Below are 19,318 nucleotides of genomic sequence, written 5' to 3'. Positions count from 1 at the left end.
TTTAGGGATTATAGGGAATTTGCTCTATCACCCCTATCACCCCTATCACCCCTATCACCCCTATCACCCCTATCACCCCTATCACCCCTATCACCCCTATCACCCCTATTCCTTCTCATCCGGCTCATTCTTTCCCTCATCCCCCCTTCTCTAAGAAACTTCCCCTCCAAAAACCTGAGCTGCCGCATTAACAAATACTTGGCCTGGAAAATCAGGCAAATAGCCATATTGGCCACCACCTCCGGCGGCCTTGTCCGGGCCAGTTCCAAAAAATAATCCCGGGCCAGACATTTGTCCGCACCCTTCTTTCTGACAAAAAGGGACTCTCGTGAATCCTTTTCCCACACAGGAAAGCCTCTCACTCTCAAAAAATCTTCATAATCAGCCAGTAATTCATCCAGACTGGCTCTGGCTACATTCATCAGCTTAATTTCCGTTTCCATGGAAACCAGCCCCGCCTCCTTTCCCTCCGCAATATTCTGTTTTCCGGAACGCGCGGCCTGAACCATTTGATCAACCGTCCTGTCACGAAAAGACAAGTACGCCTTACAAAAATAATAAGTCAGATCATATATTTGTTCCGCCTTTCTGTAGGAAAGCAGAGACCGGTAATCGCCTGAAGGGCGCAACAGGGAAGCCATGCGCCCCATTCTAAAACCTGCAACAAAAACAATCAATATTTTTATAAAAATTACCAACATGAACCCCGTCCACCAGCACATGGTTCGCCTGAATGGCCACGGGCATCATCAGCCTGCCGGAAACGTCCGCCTCCATCTTCCCCCAGTGAATGAGGGGAAGGTACTGCCCCCGGAACACCCTGTAGGCGCTGGCCACCTGCGTAAACGGAATCCACGGCAGGCAACTGAACACGGCAATATCCGTCCGATGGCAGGGATTCGCCCGGGCGGGAGCCTGCTTGGCCGCCTGAATGAGCGGAACGGCATGCTCCAGAAAATCAGGAAGCTCCGCCCGGTACTCTACTAAAATCTGGGTGAATTCCCCATCCGCGGCCAGCACCGGAACCAGGGCGTCCACGGATTCATACTCCCAAACCTCCCCTTCCTCCACCCTCTGCCGCAGTTGGGGAACTTTATTCACCGCCTTCAACAGCACAAACAGGCACAGGGCGAAGAAGGAAATCCCCTCCTGTTTAGCATAACGGTACAAGGCATCCACCCGCACAGGAGACGTGATGGAAAACATGGGACATTCAAACGTCTGGAAATACTCGTAATGGGACCTTCGCGGCCAGGAAGCGATTTCTATTTTCTTTTTCATGCACTTATTTTCTATTCCAGGAAGGCTCTCCATAGATGTTTTCGCGCTTCTGCTCCGGCAGCAAAAGACTGAACAGGACGGGAGCCGTCAAGGCAGCTATGCCCGTGAACATACCCCACACGGGGTTCCAGCAAAAGGACATTGCCAAAAGCGCCCCCTTAAAAGGACAAACCAGGCCCGCTATCCACGGCAACCAGACTGCCGCCAGCCAGCCTCCATGCAGTCCGGCATCATGAAAGCGTTTCACGCCCAGAGCAATGAAGCAAAACAAGAAGAAAAACAACAGCAACAACCCCGACAGAAGAGCAAAAAGCATCCCAAAAGGAAGAGGTTCAAAAAAACCGGCAGCTCCACAAAAACATACTATCCAGAAAGGAGGGGCAAGAGCCAGAAGCACGCCATAGGCAGCCGCCGCCTCCCAACGCGAAGAACGGCCATGCACCAACAACAAGGAAAACAGCCACTTAAAACGACTTCTTCTGCCGCATTTCCATACCTTGCCGACTTTCATCCATTCCCCGGTTCCGGAATACCGCTCCTTGAGCAACTTCCATTCCGGCGGAGCTCCCGGAATGTCTCCTATCCATATCCAGTCTTCCGAACGCTCCTCCCTGACCATCAATCCCAGCGGTAATCCGGCATAGCGGACTTCCCTGACCAGGAAATCAAAATCGGACGGCCCATGCAATTCCCCATCCGGCGTATGGTAATAATAACGTTTCACAATCACTCCTTTCCTTCCGTTCTTTCCACGGTTCGCCTGGAAATGCCGGACCGGCTGTTGCCGGGAACACATCCCAGCGCAAGCGGCGCCAGGGAACAAAACAGAAACATGCAGAAAAACATGGCGCCGCCAATTAAAAGGGAGGCATTCCCTCCCGCCGCAGTCCGCGCCCATCCATACACATGATAAAAGCCTGTCTCCGCACATCCCAAGGAAGCCGCGTAAACGGGAACCGCCCAGAGGAGGCCCAGATCAAGATCACGGAGCCTGCGAAAAACAAGTCCCATGCATGGAACAAGCATGGCCGCACTCAAACACGCCAGGTTTATTCCATGTTCAGCCGTTACCACAAAACGCGGATGAATACTCCCATCCACTGCGGCCCAATATCCTGAAAAAACCAGCGTCCCCATGCACACGCCATAAAACAGCCACGCGTATAAATATGAGGCGCTGGAAATGCGGCCGGACCAAGAAAACAACCACCTCCATCTTGCCGCCATCCATTCAGGCAAGCTGAACTTCCTTTCAGAAAAAGGACCAGGACTGGAAGGAGACAAGTTCACGGGAAAGCCCTTTCAGTCAAACACGCATTACGGGGTTTGTCGATATTATCCTCCCTTTCCGGCGAAGGGAAAAATCCCCGGTTCTTCTCTGTCCGGGAGACGGAACGGTCATACATCCGGGGGATGACCGTATTGATTTTCCTTCTTCGTACCGGGAAACAGGCCCAGCAGCGCAACAACCCAGGTTCCGGACAACACGAAAATTGCCGCCGCCATTCCTCCTGCCGCCATTGCTCCAGCACCTCCTGCATGTTCCACGGACATGCCCCAAGTATCAGACCGGAACAAATGCCCCAAGAACCATTCCACCGGCAAACTGCCAGCCAGGAAGACAAAAGGAAGAGCATACGACCACCAGCCCGCCAGGGACAAATCATGGAGCCTTCTCCAGCACAAGGCAAAAGATTGAAGGACGATCAGCAACACCAGCAACAGCCCCAAGAGCTTGGAGATGAAAGACAAGCAGGAAAATACGTCTACTCCCGGCATCAGGAGAGGAAGAGCAAGCCCCAGCAGAATCTGGACAACCACCAGCCCCAGGCAATCAGCCAGTGTCATGGACAGGAAAACGGACAGGCATTCCCGCCGGGAAGCGCGTCCGGAAAAGACGAATGCCATTCTCCATGAGCGCCGGTAATAATACCGGAGACGCTTCCAAAACGACAGACCGGCTACCTCTTCCGGCGGAACAGACATCACGTTCGGATAAAATCCGGTTCCCGTTTCCCTTTTCACCACCTCCGCCAGGGCAATCCATTCTTCACCATCCACTGGACGGATCATCAAATGATCAGGCAGACCGCCCCATTTCACTTCACAAGCCAGAAAATCCAGCTCCGCAGGACCATGCAGTTCTCCGTTCCGGTCATGGTAAAAATATTTCATCCTAAAGTATACAGCTGATCCTATTTGCTTAATTTTCAGCAATCAATACTTTTCCCGACAAATATAATCCAGAAGGCCCCCCTACCCCTCCCGGACGGAAAGCAAGTCCGTCACGGACGCGCGCTTCATGCGCCACGCAGGCAGGAGGCACGCCAGGGAGGAAAGGGCCAGCACCAGAAGCACCGCATAACCCAGATGGACCCAGGGCATCGTGACGGGAGGAGTGACGATGCCGAAGTGATAGCCGTATTCCAGAATCTGGATGGAGCACCAGGCACCCAGCACGCCCAGCGCAACGCTCATGACGACGGCGCACAGGGAAATCATCAGCGTTTCCGCCCACAGCATGCGCATCACCATGCCGCCCGGCACGCCTACCGCCCGCATCAGGCCGAATTCCCGGCGGCGGGACTGGACGGAGGCCAGCACGGTATTGAGTACGGCCAGCACGGCAATCACCATCATGATGATGGGAAGCTTGCTCATGGTAAAAATCACGTCGTCCCCGCGGCTGGTGACGCTTCCCCCCAGGCTTTCCCGGGTGAGCGCCTTCACTAGCGGCTTCACTCCTTCCGTTCCGTTCTCCTTCCGGCTCACGTTCTCCAGGGCATATTCTCCCAGGTCATCCTGAAGCTCCACGTTGCTCACGCCGGGGGCGGTATCCCCCCAGATGAACTGGAACCCCTGGTGCCCGTAATCTTCCTTGAGCCAGCGCTCATCGGTAATCGCAAGGGCAGCCACAAAGCCGCCGCGGCGCACGCGCATGCCGCTGGTCTTGGTCAGCCAGTGCCAGCCGGGGAAGGAGACCACTCCCGCCACCTTCCAGGGTTCCCCCTTCATGCCGGGACCCGTTCCCCTGCCGGGAACGCCGGACGCCTGAACATTTCCGGAACGGCGCTCCTGCTGGGCCGGATTCACCAGCATCAGATCATCCCCGGCCTTCAGCCCCACCGTCCGGGCAAACGTATCCGGAATCAAAAGAGAGCGGGTGGATTTCAGCATGGCATAGGCTTCCTGCGGATTGCCGGAAACAAACACGGGCCTGAACAAGGGATCGTTCCCCTGTGCCATCTCCGCCACGGGAATGCCCGCCAGCACAATGGAACGGTTGCGCATCCCGGAAAAACCGGGGCTCTTCATCTGCGCCGGGGCTATGTCCGGCTCATCCACGTAAATGGGATACATCCGCGAATTCCGCAAGCTGGGCCGCGCCATCAGCCCCGGAACGTCGGAAGGCTTGAACTCCGTATGAAGGAAAGAAACCAGCGTTCCGGGAGTGGAAGCATCCGGAGAGAAGGGAACCAGCATGGAATACCCCCACGTCTGCACCCCCACAAAGAGGGACAGCCCCACGGACATGGATACCGCCGTTCCCACGGAACGGCTGAGGTTCCGGCTGAGCTGCACCTTCAGGAAGGCATGCGGCACACGCAGCAGCAATCCGGTGAGCCAGGCCCCGGCCCATTCCGTCACGCGCACAAAGGCGGGAGCCAGGAACAGCGCCCCGGCCACCAGGCCGGGATACCCCAGCCAGAAAAAGATCCACTTGCGCGTTTCCACCTCCAGGCCGGGCAGAAGCAGGGCCGCAGGCTGAAGGCACACGCACGCCAGCCCGGCGATCACGGACCACACGGGAACGCGGCTGACCTTCCCCATGAATCCGGAGGAGGGAACGGCAGCCTCCAGCGGAGACTGGCGGGAAGCGCGCCACGCGGGAATGACGGAGGCCAGCAGCGCGCCGCCCACGGCACACGCCGCGGCAGCCAGCACCGTCGTCCAGGTCAGGGCGGGCATGGAAGAAGACCCTTCCTCCAAAAGATACACCAGGCAGAATCCCGCGGCCAGGCCGCCCAGCAGGGCAGGAATGCACAGGAACAGGCCTTCCCCCACAATCAGCAGGGCAATCTGCATGCGGCTCATGCCCAGAGCGCGCATCAGGGCCAGCCTGCGGGTGCGTTCGCTGACGCCGATGCTCAGAGTCGTGAAGATGATGAAGACGCAGGAAAAGAGAACCAGCCACACGGCCATTTCCGCACTGTCCTTCTGGGAGCGCACGGAACGGTCACTGGAAAGCCGCTGGATAACGGAATCCGTATCCGCCACCACGGCGGAGGAGCGTTTCAGCTCCTCCCGGAAGCTGTCCGCAAATTCCTTTTTGTCCACCCCTTCCTTGAGCTGAACGTAAATCAAATTGGGGGCAAAAGGCTGGCCCGTGATTTTTTCACACACCTTGACGGGCACAAACAGGGAGGAAAAAGCAGGCCCGGACATGCCGCCCGGCCCCATGATGACGCCGGGAGTGGCCTTGGCCTGCTTGACGATGCCCACTACTTTCACATCATATACATGCGTTCCCACGCGAACGTTCATGACGGTTCCCACGCCAGCGCGGAAGTATTTGGCGCTTCCGCTGCCCAGCACCCCCACCATGTCCGTGGAGGAAGCCATATCCGGCCAGACGCCCTCCTTCAGATCATACGGGCATTCCACGGCATGGTTCCCAACCATGATGGGGCTCTGGGGGGGGATACCCATGCGGTCGCGCGTCTGCTCGTCAAAGCTGCCGCGTTCATTCCCGCAGCCGATCTGCAGGCGGGGCACCTGCCACGCGGCGTTTACGGATTCCACCAGGGGAGAGGCGGCCAGGCGGGAAGCCAGCTCCGGATCAGAGAACCGCGGATACTGCCCGGGAGGGAGCGGACCGCGCGGGGCCTCCGGCACCAGGCAAAGGTCATAGCTGCCCATGTAGGCCTCGGCGTCGTTATCGAACTCCTTGACCAGCGTATCATAGCTCCCCATCATCCAGACGATGAGGCTGACGGAAACGAGGATGGCAAACACGCTGACCGCCACCCGCCCGGGGTTGGCGGCCATATCCCTCCAAATCAGTTTGGGCAGCAGCGTCATATGGCGTCATTCAGCGTGCGTTCATAGAAGGAGGACAGTTCCGCAGGCCCGGCAAATTCCGCCGTGGGCCTGTCGTCCACGATGCGGCCGTCCCTGAGTACGATCACGCGGTCAGCCCACATGGCTACGTCCGGAGCATGCGTCACCAGAATGAAGGCGCAGCCCTGCGTGCGGTGCAGGTCCCGGAACAGGCCGCCCATGAGCCGTGTGTTCTCGGAATCCAGGTTCCCCGTAGGTTCATCCGCCAGTACCAGGGCCGGGCCGGAGACCAGCGCGCGGGCAATCGCCACGCGCTGCTGTTCCCCGCCGCTGAGCGTATCCGGCATGGCGTGGCGCCGGTGGGCCAGTCCTACCTTTTCAATAATGGCGTCCAAAGCGGCGGGAGCCACTTTTCTGCCTCCCGCCAGGGAGGGCAGCAGGATGTTTTCCTCCACGTCCAGAGTGCCCACCAGATTAAACATCTGGAAAATAAAACCGACGCGATCCCGCCTGTACACCGTCAGGGCGGCGTCAGACATGGAACCGATATCCAGCCCATCCACCGTCACCGTGCCCGCATCCGGAGGCAGCAGTCCGCCCAGCACATTCAGCAGGGTGCTTTTACCGGAGCCGCTCGCGCCCATGACGGCGACGAACTCTCCCTGGTTCACAGTGAGGCTGATGTCTTTCAGCACGGCTATGTCCTCGGAACCGGACTTAAAGCTGCGCTTGAGGCGGGTGACGGAAATGACGGGGGAACTCATGGCTGGAGGGAATGGTTAAAAGGTGGTCTTCAGGCCTACTTCAAACGTGCGGGGCTCTCCCACCGTGCACTGCACGGCGTGGCGGGTGGACTGCACGTACTTCTTGTCAAAGATATTGTATACGGCCAGCCTCAGGGTGGCGTCCTTCAGCCATTTTTCCGGCAGGGGTATTTCCACCGTGAAGTCAAACACGCTGTAGGAGGGGATGGTGTAATTGTCCGCAATTTTTGCCCCGCGGAACGTGGCATAGTAGGAATCCTTGCAACGGTAGCCCAGGCCCAGCACGGTGCCGTTCATCAAGCCGCCGTCAATGCGGTACTTCTGCCAGAGGGCCAGAGCATTCGGAGCGATGGTTGGATACACTTCCCCGGAGGTCCGGTTCTTGGTCCGCGTGTAGGTGTAGGAAAGGTAGGAACTCCAGTTCTTGGTGATTTCCCCGTTCAGGGAAAGTTCCACGCCTTCCGCCCTCTTGGAGCCGTCCGAATAATACCGGTTGGTATAGCCGTCTATGGCTACGGGCGTATTGTTCTGGATAATGTCAAACCAGGAAGCGGAGAACCACACCTTGTCCACCGGGCTGACCCGGAAGCCGAATTCCATCTGGTCCGTACGCCAGGCGTCGGTCAGTTCCTTTCCGTTTTCATCCAGATACCCGAAATTGGGGGCGGAAGTCCGGGCCGCATTGGCGAACAGGGCTACGCGTTCGCCGAACATGCGGGTGATTCCGAAGCGGGGGCTCCACGCAAACGCGTAATTATTGTCCAGGCTGAAATGGGCGTCCCCGCGCACGCCGGCCAGGAAGCGCCACTGTCCGTAACTAAGAACATCCTGCAGCAGAAGGCCCGCCCGCTGAACCACGGTATCCGTCGCGTTGGCGCCGGAGTAATCGCGCCCTGCCGGGAAAAAGGGCGGAGGATTGTACAGGGAGAAATAACCGTTCGTGTTCGCTGTAGCGTTCGTCACCAGGCTGGAACCGTCGCCATAGGTGCTGCTCCCCGTATAGGAAACGCCCATCAGGGCTTCATGCTCCACCTGCCCGGTCTTGAACTCCGCCAGCGCGTTGGAATAGAAATTCCAGTTGATGTTCCACTCGTCGCTCCAGGCAGCTTCGTATTTGGCCTTTCCGGAAGCGATCATCTGGTTGTAATAGTCCTCCGTGCTCATTCCCCGTCCGGCGGAAGAAGAAATGCCCCAGACATTATAGTCCACATCGCTGTACCCCATTCCGCCGCCAATGCGGATCGTCCAGACCCTTTCCAGCTTGCGTTCAAAGTCCAGCATCGCCAGCAGGGATTTGGAATTGAGCCGTCCGCTCGGAGAGCCGTACCAGGCGTCATATGGCCCCACAAAGTGGCCGCCCAGCACGGGGATGCCCATGGTCGTCGGGGAATTCTGATACTGGAAACTGGTCGTCAGCACCGTCTTGGTGCGGGAATCATGCTGCCAGCGGAAAATGGGGGACACCGTGTACTTCTGGCCTCCGTTGGCTCCGTTGCTCAGCCAGAACGGACGTTCATACTCGGCGGCTACCACCGTGCGCAGGGCAAATCCCTCCGTTTCATCCCCCCTGTACCGGGTGTCGTCAATCGTTGCGCGGTACTTCTGCCCGTGGTGGGACAGGCGGGCGTAAGCCGTCAATTCCGTCCGTTCCACGAAATCAGGCTCCTTCAGGATCAGGTTGATGGAACCGCCGGCGCCGTATGCCCCGAGCGTACTGGTCTGCCCTCCGGAAATGGACCCGATGGGGCCTTTGACAATTTCAATATTTTCAATCAGGGACGTATCCATGCCGTACCCCATGCCGCGGGGAAGAGGCATATTGCCTATCTGCACGTCGCTGCCGGCAAAACCGCGGATGGTGTACTGGTCCGCCGTGCGGGACAGCAGCATGTCCCCCCCCGTATTGACGGAGGAATCCATGCGCAGGGCCTCCACCAGGGAATCGGAACCCTTGGAATCCATCAGGTCCCGCGTAATGACGTTCACCGTCTGCGGAACCTCCTCCGTCTTCATGTTCGTGAGGGTGGCGGAACTGACCGTCTCCGCCCGCAGGGACTTGGAACGGATGGTCATCACACGTTCCGGCATTTCCTGCACGCCTTCTTCTGCGGCGGCGGGTTTCGTCTCGGCATAAGCGGACTGGCCGAGGACAAGGAGACTACCAATGGCGGCGGCGCGGTGCAGCCTGCGTCCCTTGAGATGATGGAGGGAGGTATTCATGGTGGATAAACGCATGGGGCAAGTATAAAAAGGAACGGACCTCCGTCCATCCCGGATTGTTAACAATTTGATAACAGGATGCCCTTTTACCTTGCTGCCAGGGCACATCCATCCGGGGAAAAACCAGGCGGTCCCTTACAAACCAAGAGCGCGGGCGCGGCTCTCCGCCGCGGCTTTCAGCCACTCCCGGAGCGCCTCCTTGTCTCCGGAGGCCAGGCAGTCCCGCACCTCACCCAGCTGGGACAGGGTGGCGTCCAGGCGATCCAGGACAGCGGGGGCATTTTCCGTCAGGATTTCCGCCCACATGGACGGTTCCCCCATGGAAACGCGCGTGGTATCCCGGAACCCCCCGGCGGAAATCAGTCCCAGGCGTTCCACATCCCCCCCGTCCAGGGCGGCGTGGACGCACAGGGCGGACAACGCATGCGGAATGTGGGAAATGCGGGCTACGGAAGAATCATGGTCCGCCGCTTTCATCCGGATGCAATGGCAGCCCACGCGCTCCCAGAACCGCTGAAGCAGCAGCAGCACATCCTCATGCACGTGCTCGTCATTGGTCAGGATGCAGGTGGCATCCCGGAAAAGTTCTCCGGTGGCATGCTCCATGCCCTGCTTTTCAGAGCCGGCCATGGGATGGGAGCCGATGAACGCCAAGCCGGCTTCCGTCAGGGCGGAACCCACGGCCTGGTGAACGCAGCCCTTCACGGAACCCACATCCGTCACCAGGGCGCCCGGCTTCAGCAGGGGAAGCAGGCCGGAAACCAGGCGCGCCATCACGCCCACCGGGGTAGCGAGGATGACCAGGTCCGCGCCTTCCACCACTTCTTCCATCCGGGTGGAGGCACGGTGCGCCGCTCCGGAAGACCGGGCATATTCCAGCGGCTCCTCCCTCCTGCCCCACAGGCGCACGTGGACATGGGGCATCTGCGCCCTCACGGCCAGCGCCAGGGACCCGCCCAGAAGGCCGGGGCCGAGAATGGCGATGGAGGAAAAGGAAAGCTGTTTTCGGGAAGGCTCGCTCATGTTTTTTACAGGCAGATACGTCAGCGCCCCGGAACATGCGGGATGCTCAGGGGCGCGGACATCACGGTTCTGCGGCAGCCGCATCAGGGCACGCGGAACTTCTTGACTTCATTCGGGAAGTTGGTGTCGCGCAGCACGGTGCCGGAAGGATAGGGCTTGTTGGTGCTCCTGTTCAGAATCTTGATCTTCTTGGTGCGGTCATACGGGCTGACCACCACGGTGGGGTCCGCCGTAGGCCATGCCACGGGAATGGAAGAGGGGGCGGAAGGCTCCACGGGCCTGGGAGCGGCAATGCCGGAGCCGGAGGTGTCACCCACGGGATTGGGAACGACGAGCTTCGGAACGACAGGCGCGGGCGGCGTGATGTTATTGCTGCCGCCCACCAGGTTGCCGATGGTTCCGGAATTGGTCTGGGCCGGATCCGGATTGAAGCCGGAGTTCTGCCCCACTGCCGGGTCCAGAGAATTTTCACGCTGAATTTCATTCAACAGGCTGCTGCCCTGGGAGCCAGAGCCGGACGGATAGACATTTTCCGTAGGATAAATGCCGATGGGGCGTTCATTCACGCGTTCCGTTTCACAGGAAGGCAGAAGGATTGCGCCTGCGGCCAGCAGCACGCCTATCGTCTGGGAAGTATTCATATGATCTCTCTTCGGGTGATAGCTTTCTGCCAGCATCCTACGGCCCCCCACCCTCATGTCAACCATAAAGCCTGTTTGCCGAACCGCTTCATGACAAGGATTCTCCGGTCCCTGGCGGCGCGTTTGCGCAAAGCCGCATGGGGTTCACTGCCGGCGGAGTGCCTTTTCCTCCGGAAAAACGGGGGAATAACCTGTAATAAGCCGGCCGCCCAGGCGGATGAAGCAGGAGAGGCACCGTGTCCCCTTCCTGCCCACCCTGTCCTCCCCATAAAAACCTCCCTGTTCCCATCCGGCGGTTTTCCGGCCCCTGTACCCCCATCGGAACACGCTGCGGCCCCGCCCCTGCGGAAACAGATTATCCTTCCCTACCCCCTGTGATCTGCTACAATCCGCCCACATGGATGACGTACAGACATCTAAGAAAAAAATGCCCTCAAAAAAAGAATGGAGGGGGTTTTATTCCCTGATTCTCATTCAAGCCCAGAACGCCTTCAATGAAAAAGCCGCCCAGTTCCTGCTGATTCCGCTGGGCGTCTGGCTGGCCGCCAACAGCGCCGTGTACGGACCGGATTCCTGGGTCAACTCCCTTCAGTACATTCTGGCCTGCATCTTCGTACTCCCCTATATCCTGTTCTCCCCCTTCGTCGGCTGGCTGGCGGACTGCTTCTGCAAGGCGCGCATCATCCAGTTCATGTCCTTCCTCCAAATCCTGGTGCTGGGAGCCATGTTCCTGTGCTACAAGTATGAGAATATTGAGATGGCCGTCTTCTGGTTCTGCGTCTTTTCCGTCCAGGCAACCATCCTGAGCCCGGCAAAAAAGGGGGTGGTCAAGGACATGGTGGGCTCCCGCCAACTGGGTTATGCCTCCGGCCTGATGGAAATGAGCCTGATCCTGTCCATGCTGGCGGCCCAGATCGGCATCTTCGTCTGGTTTGACATCCTGCAAGTCTCCTCCAATGACGGCTGGGAAGCGGCCGCCTTCCCCACGCTCATCCTCACCTGCATCGCCGTTCCCGTAGCCATCGCGGCCCTGTCCCTCCCCAGGTATCCAGCCAACCAGACCCGGAAATTCGAATGGAAGCTTTTTTATGAGCACTTCGTGCAGCTCAAGTACCTGTGGAGCCAGCGTGACCTGAGGCTGAGTGAAATCGGCGTCTCCTACTTCTGGTTCCTGGCCGGGGCCCTGATGCTCATCTCCCTCCAGATCGCCCAGGAGCATCCGATTGACGGCACGGGCTTCAGCATGTCCGCGGCCATCCTCATGGCGTGGCTCAGCGGGGGCACCGTGGTGGGCGGCGTAATCGCCTCCATCATCTGCCGCAAGAAAATTGAACTGGGGCTCATCCCCCTGGGCGCCATCGGCTTCACGATCGGCTGCATTTTCATGTCCTTCTTCGCTCCCGGCTCCCTGCCCAGCAACATCGGCTTCGGCATCACGGGGGCCTTTGCCGCCGCGTACCTGGTGCCGCTGAACGCCCACCTCCAGGACAATTGCGACCCCTCCAACCGCAGCACGGTCATTGCCGCAGGCAACCTGATGGACTGCCTGATGGGCCTGGTGGCCGTCGGCGTCCAGCTCATGCTGAGGAACATCTTCTCCATCCAGAACCAGTTCTGGGTGCTGGCGGCCCTGGGCGCGGGCATCACGATTGTGGCGTTCCGCCTCATTCCCCGTGAATTCATCCGCATGATGGGCCTGTGGATCATGCGCATCGTGTACCGCTCCCGCATCATCCACCAGGACCGCATCCCGGAGGACGGGGGAGCCATCATCGTTTCCAACCACGTCACTTACGGGGACGCGCTCTTCCTTTCCCTCATCTGCCCGCGCCCCATCCGCTTCATCGTGGCGGAGGAGTTCGTAGCCATCCGCTGGCTCGGCTGGATTCTGGAACTCTTCAACTGCCTCCCCATTTCCTCCCGGAACCCCCGTGAAGCGCTGTCCAAGGCCATCCAGGCCCTCAAGGCCGGGGAAGTGATCTGCATCTTCCCGGAAGGCCAGCTTACCCGCACGGGCACCCTCTGCGCGGCGCGCAAGGGCCTGGAAATGCTGGCCAAAAAATCAAGCTGCCCCATCGTTCCCATTTACATGGACGAGCTGTGGGGGAGCATCTTCTCCTACTCCGGCAACCGCTTTTTCTCCAAGGCCCCCCTCCGCATTCCCTACCGCTTCACCGCGGCCATCGGGGAACCCATTGCGCCTAAAGCCGTCAACCCCCGCATCGTCATCAACACCCTGCGGGAACTTTCCTCCACCTGCCTGGAAATTGCCGCCAGCATCGGCCGGGATACCATCCTGAACCATCTGGAACGCATCGCCCACAAGCCGCTGGTCATCGCTAAAAACGCACGGCTCACCGGGTATGAAATTGCCGAATGCCTGATGAATGACACCGTGGACGCGGAACATCCGGAACTCAGGAAATGGCTGACCAACCTGCTGGACAGCTCCCGCTCCCAGAGCCGCCTGTGCGATTTCTGGATGAACGCCCAGCAGCTTGAACGCGTGAACTCCCTCCAGCCCCGTGAACTGCTGCTGACCAGCGTGGGGCATGATGAGGTGCATGAGACGGTGGCTTCCGTTCTGTGGCCCATCCTCACCAGCACCCCCGTGTACCTCATTGGAGATACAGACCACAGCATGCCGGAAGGCATCAAGCAGGTGGCGGGCTCCGACTTCCTGCGCCGCAGGCTGTACAGCCTGGTGCCGGAAACGCGCACGCCGTTTTATGATTTCAGCGGCTCCGGGGACCTGGTGCTCCCCAACATCGGGTGGCGCCCCTGCTTTGCCACGGACCGCGGCATCATCCTGGCCATGTCCATGAAGAGAAGCGTCTTCAAGCTGGATGACGGCACCGTGCAGCTCGGCATGCGGGCCAGAACCAGAGGACGCCTGCTGCCCGGTTTTTACCTGAAACCTCCCCTGTCCAACGTCATCGCCGGGGCAACGCTGCCCACCCCTTATTCCCTGCCGCCCAACCTGTATCTGGACGAATCCGGATTCCTGGCGGAACTCCAGTCCTCCAACCATGAACAATAATTCCTCTCCCTCCCGCCTTCCCATCCCGCAGTATGTAATGACGCTGGCGCACGCGGCGGCACTGCGCTCAGAAGACCCGTACCGCAAGGTGGGAGCCGCCGCCCTGGACGCGGACAACCGCGTGATAGGCACCGCCTACAACGGCCTGTATCCCGGCTTCAAGGCGCAGGACACCTTCTGGGCCAGCCGGGACGAACGCCAGAAATACATGCTGCATGCGGAAATCAACCTGTGCAGCCTGTTCCGCAGGGGGGAGGCGAAGGTGGTGGCATGCACCACGATGCCCTGCACCTCATGCATGCAGGCGCTGTGCGCCCACGGCGTGAAAACCATTTATTACTGTGAGCCGTATGACAAGTCCGAGGCTCCGGCCATTGCCAGCCTTTACGGCGTGGAGCTGATCCAGGTCACGGACTACCCGCTCAGCCGGCATTTCCCCCTTGTTCTGGACTGTTAAGCCTCCGGGAGGCTAATCCCGGTGCACGCGGCAGGTCCAGCCGGCCATGGGGCGGGGAACGCCGTCAATGGAGAAGTCAAGATCAGGCCCGGTTTCCGTGATGGTTCCTGCAACAATCACGCCCGTATCCCTCGCGGAATCGTCAAAGGAAATATTCACGTCCCTCATGGAACACGCGGCAACGCTGTTGGAAGCCGGGGAAATATTCAGAATGCCGGAATTGGCGCCTTCATTGAACCGGTACGTGTAAACTCCATCATACACGGTTCTCGTTTCCATCCTGATGACGTCCGCATCCTGCGCGCCGAACTGGAGCCTGTACAGCATGGTTCCGCCCTCAAACAGGCTTACCTGCTGCCCGCTCAGGGAAACATTCCCGTCATCTCCGGATTTTCCCGAACCACCCCCGCAGCCGGATAAAAGGCCAACCGTCGTCACAGGAAGCAAAAACAGGACAGAAAAAAACTTCATGCCCGGAAAAATGCACAACAGAAAAACACAAGTCAAGTTTACTCAACTATTATCTCATTTTTCCAACATTTTTTCATCTCATAAAAAAACCGCCTGTTTTCACAGGCGGCCTCAAGAAATCACGATTGGCTGTCAACCAACCCAGTTCCAGGTGATGGGGATTTCAATGTCAGGATGCAGGCTGTGCTTGACGGGGCAGCTCAGCGCGGCCTGTTCCAGCATCTTCCTGTCCGGATGATCCGCAGGCAGGGGCACGGTGATCACCACTTCCAGCTTCCCGATGCGGCGGGGTTCCGCGTTCATATGCTTGCCCACTTCCATCGTCATGCCTTCCAGCTTAAGGCCCTTGCGCGCGGCCACGATGCCCATGATCGTGCTCATGCAGCCGGCCAGCGCCGCACCTACCAGGTCCGTGGGGGAGAAGGATTCACCCTTGCCGTTGTTATCCACGGGAGCATCCGTGGAGAGCGTGGCCCCGGAGGGTTCGTGAACCATGGAGCAGTGAAGGCCGCCCTCGTATGTCGTTTTAGTTTTTACCATGACCGTATTTTATACAAGGCGCCCCGCCATGCAACACACAAACATTGAATCCCCCCCTTCTTTATGGTTCCCTACTTTGTCATGAGAACCTTTTTGAAAGCCGCAGCCGTTTCCCTGGGTATTTTTGCCGGGGTTTGCAGTACGGGAACGGCACAGGACTTCGGAGCCATGAGCTTTGGCGGCGCGGGGGATTTCGGGTCAACCCAGGCCTCCGGAACTTCCAGGGCTACAGTCACGTCCTACGGAGAAACTCCCTTCGTCATCGTAACGGAGCTGACTCTGCCGGACCACTGGCACGTCTACTACAAGAATCCGGGAACGGTAGGACTGCCCATGGAAGCCGCGTTCAAGGCCGTTCCCGGCTTCCGGGTGGAAGGCCCCTTCTGGCAAATCCCGGAACTGGGAAAAGGAATCGTGGATTTTTACGGTTACAGCGGGAAGGCAAAAATGGCCTTCCGCGTGACTCCGGAGAAGGACGCCCCTGCGGAAGCCACCTTCACCACCACCATGACGTGGCAAATGTGCGCGGAACAGTGCGCCGCTCCGGAAACGAAAGACTTCAGCGTCACGCTGAAACGCGGAGACGGGCAGGCCGCTCCCGATGCGGCTGAATTGTCCGGCGGCATGGCGGGGCTTTCCACCCCTGCATGGGCGGAAGGGCTGAAGGCCCGGATTTCCCAGGAGGGGAAGACCGTCACCCTGCACCTCAGGACAAACGGACAGCCCATCCCGGAAGATTCCGTCTACTTCTTCTGCAACGAGGGGGAAATCAACCCCACCACTCCCCAGACCTTCAAAAAACTGGACGGCTCCAATTACGAGCTGTCCATGCAGTACAATGACACCACGGACGGCCTGTACCCCAACAACCTGCCGGACGCAGACAAGGGAAAGCCGCTGGCCGCCCTCTCCGGCATTCTGCGCGCCGGGAAGGAAGGCGCCAGCATCACGGCGGACAACCGCCCCTTTTCCGGAGGAACACAGGCGGCAATAACGGGGATGGAAACGCCCGCCGCATCTTCCGGCCCCGTTCCCGCGCCGCCGCTGATGGGGCTGGGGGAAATCATGTTCTTCATGTTCATCGGCGGCATTATCCTGAACGTGATGCCGTGCGTCTTCCCGGTGATTGGCCTCAAGATCATGAGCTTCGTCCAGCTGGGCGGGGGTGAACGGAAAAAAGTGCTGGCCCATTCCCTGACCTTCGTGCTGGGCATCCTGATCTCCTTCTGGGTTATCACGGCCATCCTGATCGCCCTGAAAGCGAACATGTTTGACTGGAGCGCGCCCGCCGGCCCCGGCATTTTCAGCAGTGACTTCTGGCTGGGCCACGGTGCGGAGGGCGTCGTCAACTGGGCCTTCTGGTTTGAAAACCCCTGGGTGAACTTCTGCCTGCTGGGCCTGATGCTCGCCATGGGGCTGAGCATGTTCGGCGTCTTTGAAATAGGAGTGAAGGCCACCACCATGGGCAACGACCTCCAGCACCAGAAGGGCTATGCCGGCTCCTTCTGGTCCGGCGCCCTGGCTACGGTCATTTCCACCCCGTGCAGCGCGCCGTTCCTGGGGCAGGCCATCGGCGCGGCCATGCTCCAGCCTCCGCTGGGCATCGTGCTCTGCCTGACCATGATGGGCCTGGGCATGTCCCTGCCCTACATCATTCTGGGCGCCTTCCCCGTCCTGACCAAATACCTGCCCAAACCTGGAGCGTGGATGGAATCCTTCAAGCAGTCCATGTCCTTCCTGATGTTCGGCACCGCCGCCTACTTCCTGTGGATTTACATTGCATTCTTTGACGCGGACAACCATCCGCAGGACATCCTGTTCCTGTTCTTCGGCCTGGTGCTGTTCTCCATGGCCTTCTGGGTGTACGGCAGATGGTGCCCCATGTACCGCAGCCGGAAATCCCGCATCACGGGGGGCATTTTCTCCGTGATTTTCCTGCTGGCCGGCCTGTACTACATGCTTCCGCCGGAAGGAGCCGCCTGGTTCGGCCGCGGAGGGGAATCCGCAGCCGCGGGTTCCTCCGCCCCTGCAGCTCCCGCCCATCAGGCGGAAGGGAGCGTGTGGACCCCCTGGAGCCCGGAAGCCATGCAGGCGGCCCTGAACGAAGGAAAACCCGTTTATGTGGACTTCACGGCCCGGTGGTGCTCCACCTGCCAGGTCAACAAGGCCTCCTACACGGATGAAGTGCTGGCCGCCTTCAAGAAATACGGCATCGTCATGATGAAGGCGGACAAGACCCGCACGAACCCTGCCATTGACCAGGAACTCAAAAACCTGGGCCGCACGGCGGTCCCCGTGAACGCCCTGTACCTGCCGGGCAAAAAGCCCATCGTCACCCGGGAACTCCTGTCCCCGTCCTACCTGCTGGAATTCCTGGAAACGGAAATGAACCGCTGATAAAAGGCTTTCTTTCCCTGGCGGTACCGCCAGGGAAAAAGTTCAGCTTTTACGGTCCAGAAGAGGCAGCAGCGCCTCCGCCCAGACCTGGTAGCCTTTAGGCGTCAGATGGACCTTGTCCCGGAACATTCCTTCCCGGAACGTCCCGTCCGCATTCAACAGGCGGCCGTTAATGGAAAGAACGGTGGTCCGGGGCAGTTCCAGACGGCGCAGGCGTTCATTAATCTCCTCCTGCCGCTTGCGGAGAGGGGCTGAGGGGTCGGGACCGTAAGGCGTCACCTCCATCAGAATCAGACGGGTCTCCGGGAATTTCTTCAGCAGGCGCACGGCTACCTCCCGGATGCCCTTCACCGTTTCTTCCGCAGGCTGCCTTCCCTCCCACCGGCCGATGTTGTTCGTCCCGGCCAGCAAAACGCAGTAACGCGGAGGCGTTTTAACAGCCAGCCCCGTATCCTCCATGCGCCACAGCATGCTTTCCGTCCTGTCTCCGCTGACGCCGAAGTTGACGGCCTTCATCGGCAGGAACAGCTTCTTCCAATATTCCGCTCCTTCCTGCTCCCAGCCCTGCGTGATGGAATCCCCCACGAACAGGACGCCGCATTCCTTCCCGAGCAACTGCTCCCGGACCACCTTGTAACGGGCCGGCACCCAATGCTGCGTATTCATTTTGGGGACATCCGGGAGGTCCGGAACCAACTTTTCCGGACTCTTCTCCGCAAAAACGGAAGAAAGGGCCAGAAACAGGAGGGCGGCAAGAAAAACGGGAACTTTCATCTTCCCTGTAATACGCATTGACGCCCGGCCAACCTTTCCGGAGAAAATGGGAAATTACTTCCCCACCGCCTTGCCCAGCACTTCCAGAGGCTGGGAGGACAGCTTCAGCTCCCGCACCAGGAACCGGACGACCAGCAGGCTGCCCAGCGCATCATACAGCGCGTCATGCCACCGGCGGCCGGGAAGCAGCGCATCCACGGAGGAAGTCAGCCCCAGGGCATCACACAGGGTGGAGAGTGAATAATCCGCCAGGCCCGGCACGCACATCTTCCCCAGAGCCAGGGTATCCAGCCACGGGCCGAAGCCGTGCCCCGGAAAACGCCGCAGGAACTTGCGCTCCGTGGCGGGATTATGGCCCACTACCACGGCTTCCCCCAGCCGGGAACGGATATCCGGCCACAGGGATGGAAAGGAGGGCGCATCCGCCAGCATCCCCGGGGTGATGCCGTGCACCTGGGAAGCGGACCACAGGACGGGCTTGTCCGTGGCAATGTAGGACGTCCACAGCTCCGGCTCCCCTTCCAGGAACGGACAGGCGGCAATGCCTACCTGCACAGGCTGGTCCGTCTCTCCGCGGGCCGCCCCGGCGGATTCAAAATCAATGGCGGCAAAGCGCAGGCCGCCGATCATGTCTGCGGGCAGCGGCATA

At 59.5% G+C, this 19,318-nt stretch carries 17 protein-coding genes; 3 read left to right on the top strand and 14 right to left on the bottom strand.

Features of this window, described 5'->3' with window-relative positions:
* Positions 1-8: 8 nt before the first annotated feature.
* From CXU21_RS07440 to CXU21_RS07400, 10 genes are all read right to left on the bottom strand, one after another.
* Positions 9-701 (bottom strand): four helix bundle suffix domain-containing protein, encoded by a 693-nt coding sequence (locus CXU21_RS07440; protein ID WP_219723166.1) that lies wholly within the window; start codon positions 699-701, stop codon positions 9-11.
* Positions 652-1,281, bottom strand: a complete 630-nt coding sequence (locus CXU21_RS07435) for a CatA-like O-acetyltransferase (RefSeq protein ID WP_180972715.1) — start codon at positions 1,279-1,281, stop codon at positions 652-654. Before CXU21_RS07435 ends, CXU21_RS07440 begins: the two co-directional genes overlap by 50 nt.
* Before the next feature lie 4 nt (positions 1,282-1,285).
* On the bottom strand, positions 1,286-2,005 hold the full coding sequence (locus CXU21_RS07430) for a DUF805 domain-containing protein (protein ID WP_180972714.1): 720 nt from the start codon (positions 2,003-2,005) through the stop codon (positions 1,286-1,288).
* 2 nt (positions 2,006-2,007) lie between these two features.
* Positions 2,008-2,508 carry a DUF805 domain-containing protein gene (locus CXU21_RS12665; RefSeq protein WP_428992348.1) on the bottom strand — a complete coding sequence of 167 codons (501 nt, stop codon included), beginning with the start codon at positions 2,506-2,508 and terminating at the stop codon, positions 2,008-2,010.
* Between the two features lie 171 nt (positions 2,509-2,679).
* Positions 2,680-3,456, bottom strand: coding sequence for a DUF805 domain-containing protein (locus CXU21_RS07425; RefSeq protein WP_102725615.1), 777 nt, complete (start codon positions 3,454-3,456; stop codon positions 2,680-2,682).
* A gap of 81 nt (positions 3,457-3,537) precedes the next feature.
* Entirely contained in the window at positions 3,538-6,363 is a 2,826-nt protein-coding gene (locus CXU21_RS07420; protein ID WP_102725614.1) for an ABC transporter permease, read from the bottom strand.
* Positions 6,360-7,106: an ABC transporter ATP-binding protein gene (locus CXU21_RS07415; protein WP_102725613.1), complete on the bottom strand. Its 747-nt coding sequence runs from the start codon at positions 7,104-7,106 to the stop codon at positions 6,360-6,362. The genes CXU21_RS07420 and CXU21_RS07415 overlap by 4 nt, the downstream gene beginning before the upstream one ends.
* A gap of 15 nt (positions 7,107-7,121) precedes the next feature.
* The gene (locus CXU21_RS07410) at positions 7,122-9,326 is read right to left on the bottom strand and encodes a TonB-dependent receptor (protein WP_180972713.1); all 2,205 of its coding nucleotides are present in this window, start codon (positions 9,324-9,326) and stop codon (positions 7,122-7,124) included.
* Positions 9,327-9,461: 135 nt separating this feature from the next.
* On the bottom strand, positions 9,462-10,349 hold the full coding sequence (locus CXU21_RS07405) for a prephenate dehydrogenase (protein ID WP_180972712.1): 888 nt from the start codon (positions 10,347-10,349) through the stop codon (positions 9,462-9,464).
* Positions 10,350-10,432: 83 nt separating this feature from the next.
* Entirely contained in the window at positions 10,433-10,990 is a 558-nt protein-coding gene (locus CXU21_RS07400) for a hypothetical protein (protein WP_102725610.1), read from the bottom strand.
* Between the two features lie 427 nt (positions 10,991-11,417).
* On the opposite strand from CXU21_RS07400, the gene CXU21_RS07390 reads away from it, so the two are divergent.
* Complete coding sequence (locus CXU21_RS07390) at positions 11,418-14,030, top strand: MFS transporter (RefSeq protein WP_180972711.1); 2,613 nt, start codon at positions 11,418-11,420, stop codon at positions 14,028-14,030.
* The gene (locus CXU21_RS07385) at positions 14,020-14,487 is read left to right on the top strand and encodes a deoxycytidylate deaminase (protein WP_102725607.1); all 468 of its coding nucleotides are present in this window, start codon (positions 14,020-14,022) and stop codon (positions 14,485-14,487) included. The genes CXU21_RS07390 and CXU21_RS07385 overlap by 11 nt, the downstream gene beginning before the upstream one ends.
* Before the next feature lie 12 nt (positions 14,488-14,499).
* On the opposite strand, the gene CXU21_RS07380 is transcribed toward CXU21_RS07385, so the two are convergent.
* Positions 14,500-14,958 carry a hypothetical protein gene (locus tag CXU21_RS07380; RefSeq protein ID WP_146016536.1) on the bottom strand — a complete coding sequence of 153 codons (459 nt, stop codon included), beginning with the start codon at positions 14,956-14,958 and terminating at the stop codon, positions 14,500-14,502.
* A 132-nt stretch (positions 14,959-15,090) separates the two neighbouring features.
* A complete protein-coding gene (locus CXU21_RS07375; protein ID WP_102711745.1) occupies positions 15,091-15,498 on the bottom strand; it encodes an OsmC family protein in 408 nt (135 codons plus the stop codon).
* 81 nt (positions 15,499-15,579) lie between these two features.
* Here CXU21_RS07375 and CXU21_RS07370 point away from each other — a divergent pair, with 81 nt between their 5' ends.
* Complete coding sequence (locus tag CXU21_RS07370) at positions 15,580-17,895, top strand: protein-disulfide reductase DsbD family protein (RefSeq protein ID WP_180972710.1); 2,316 nt, start codon at positions 15,580-15,582, stop codon at positions 17,893-17,895.
* 42 nt (positions 17,896-17,937) lie between these two features.
* On the opposite strand, the gene CXU21_RS07365 is transcribed toward CXU21_RS07370, so the two are convergent.
* Positions 17,938-18,669, bottom strand: a complete 732-nt coding sequence (locus tag CXU21_RS07365) for a GDSL-type esterase/lipase family protein (RefSeq protein WP_180972709.1) — start codon at positions 18,667-18,669, stop codon at positions 17,938-17,940.
* A gap of 54 nt (positions 18,670-18,723) precedes the next feature.
* Positions 18,724-19,317 (bottom strand): 3'-5' exonuclease, encoded by a 594-nt coding sequence (locus CXU21_RS07360; protein WP_180972708.1) that lies wholly within the window; start codon positions 19,315-19,317, stop codon positions 18,724-18,726.
* Position 19,318 lies beyond the last annotated feature (1 nt).

The organism is Akkermansia muciniphila (genome assembly GCF_002884975.1).
GTDB classification, from domain to species: Bacteria; Verrucomicrobiota; Verrucomicrobiia; order Verrucomicrobiales; family Akkermansiaceae; genus Akkermansia; species Akkermansia muciniphila_C.
This window is presented reverse-complemented; position numbering and strand designations above follow the sequence as displayed.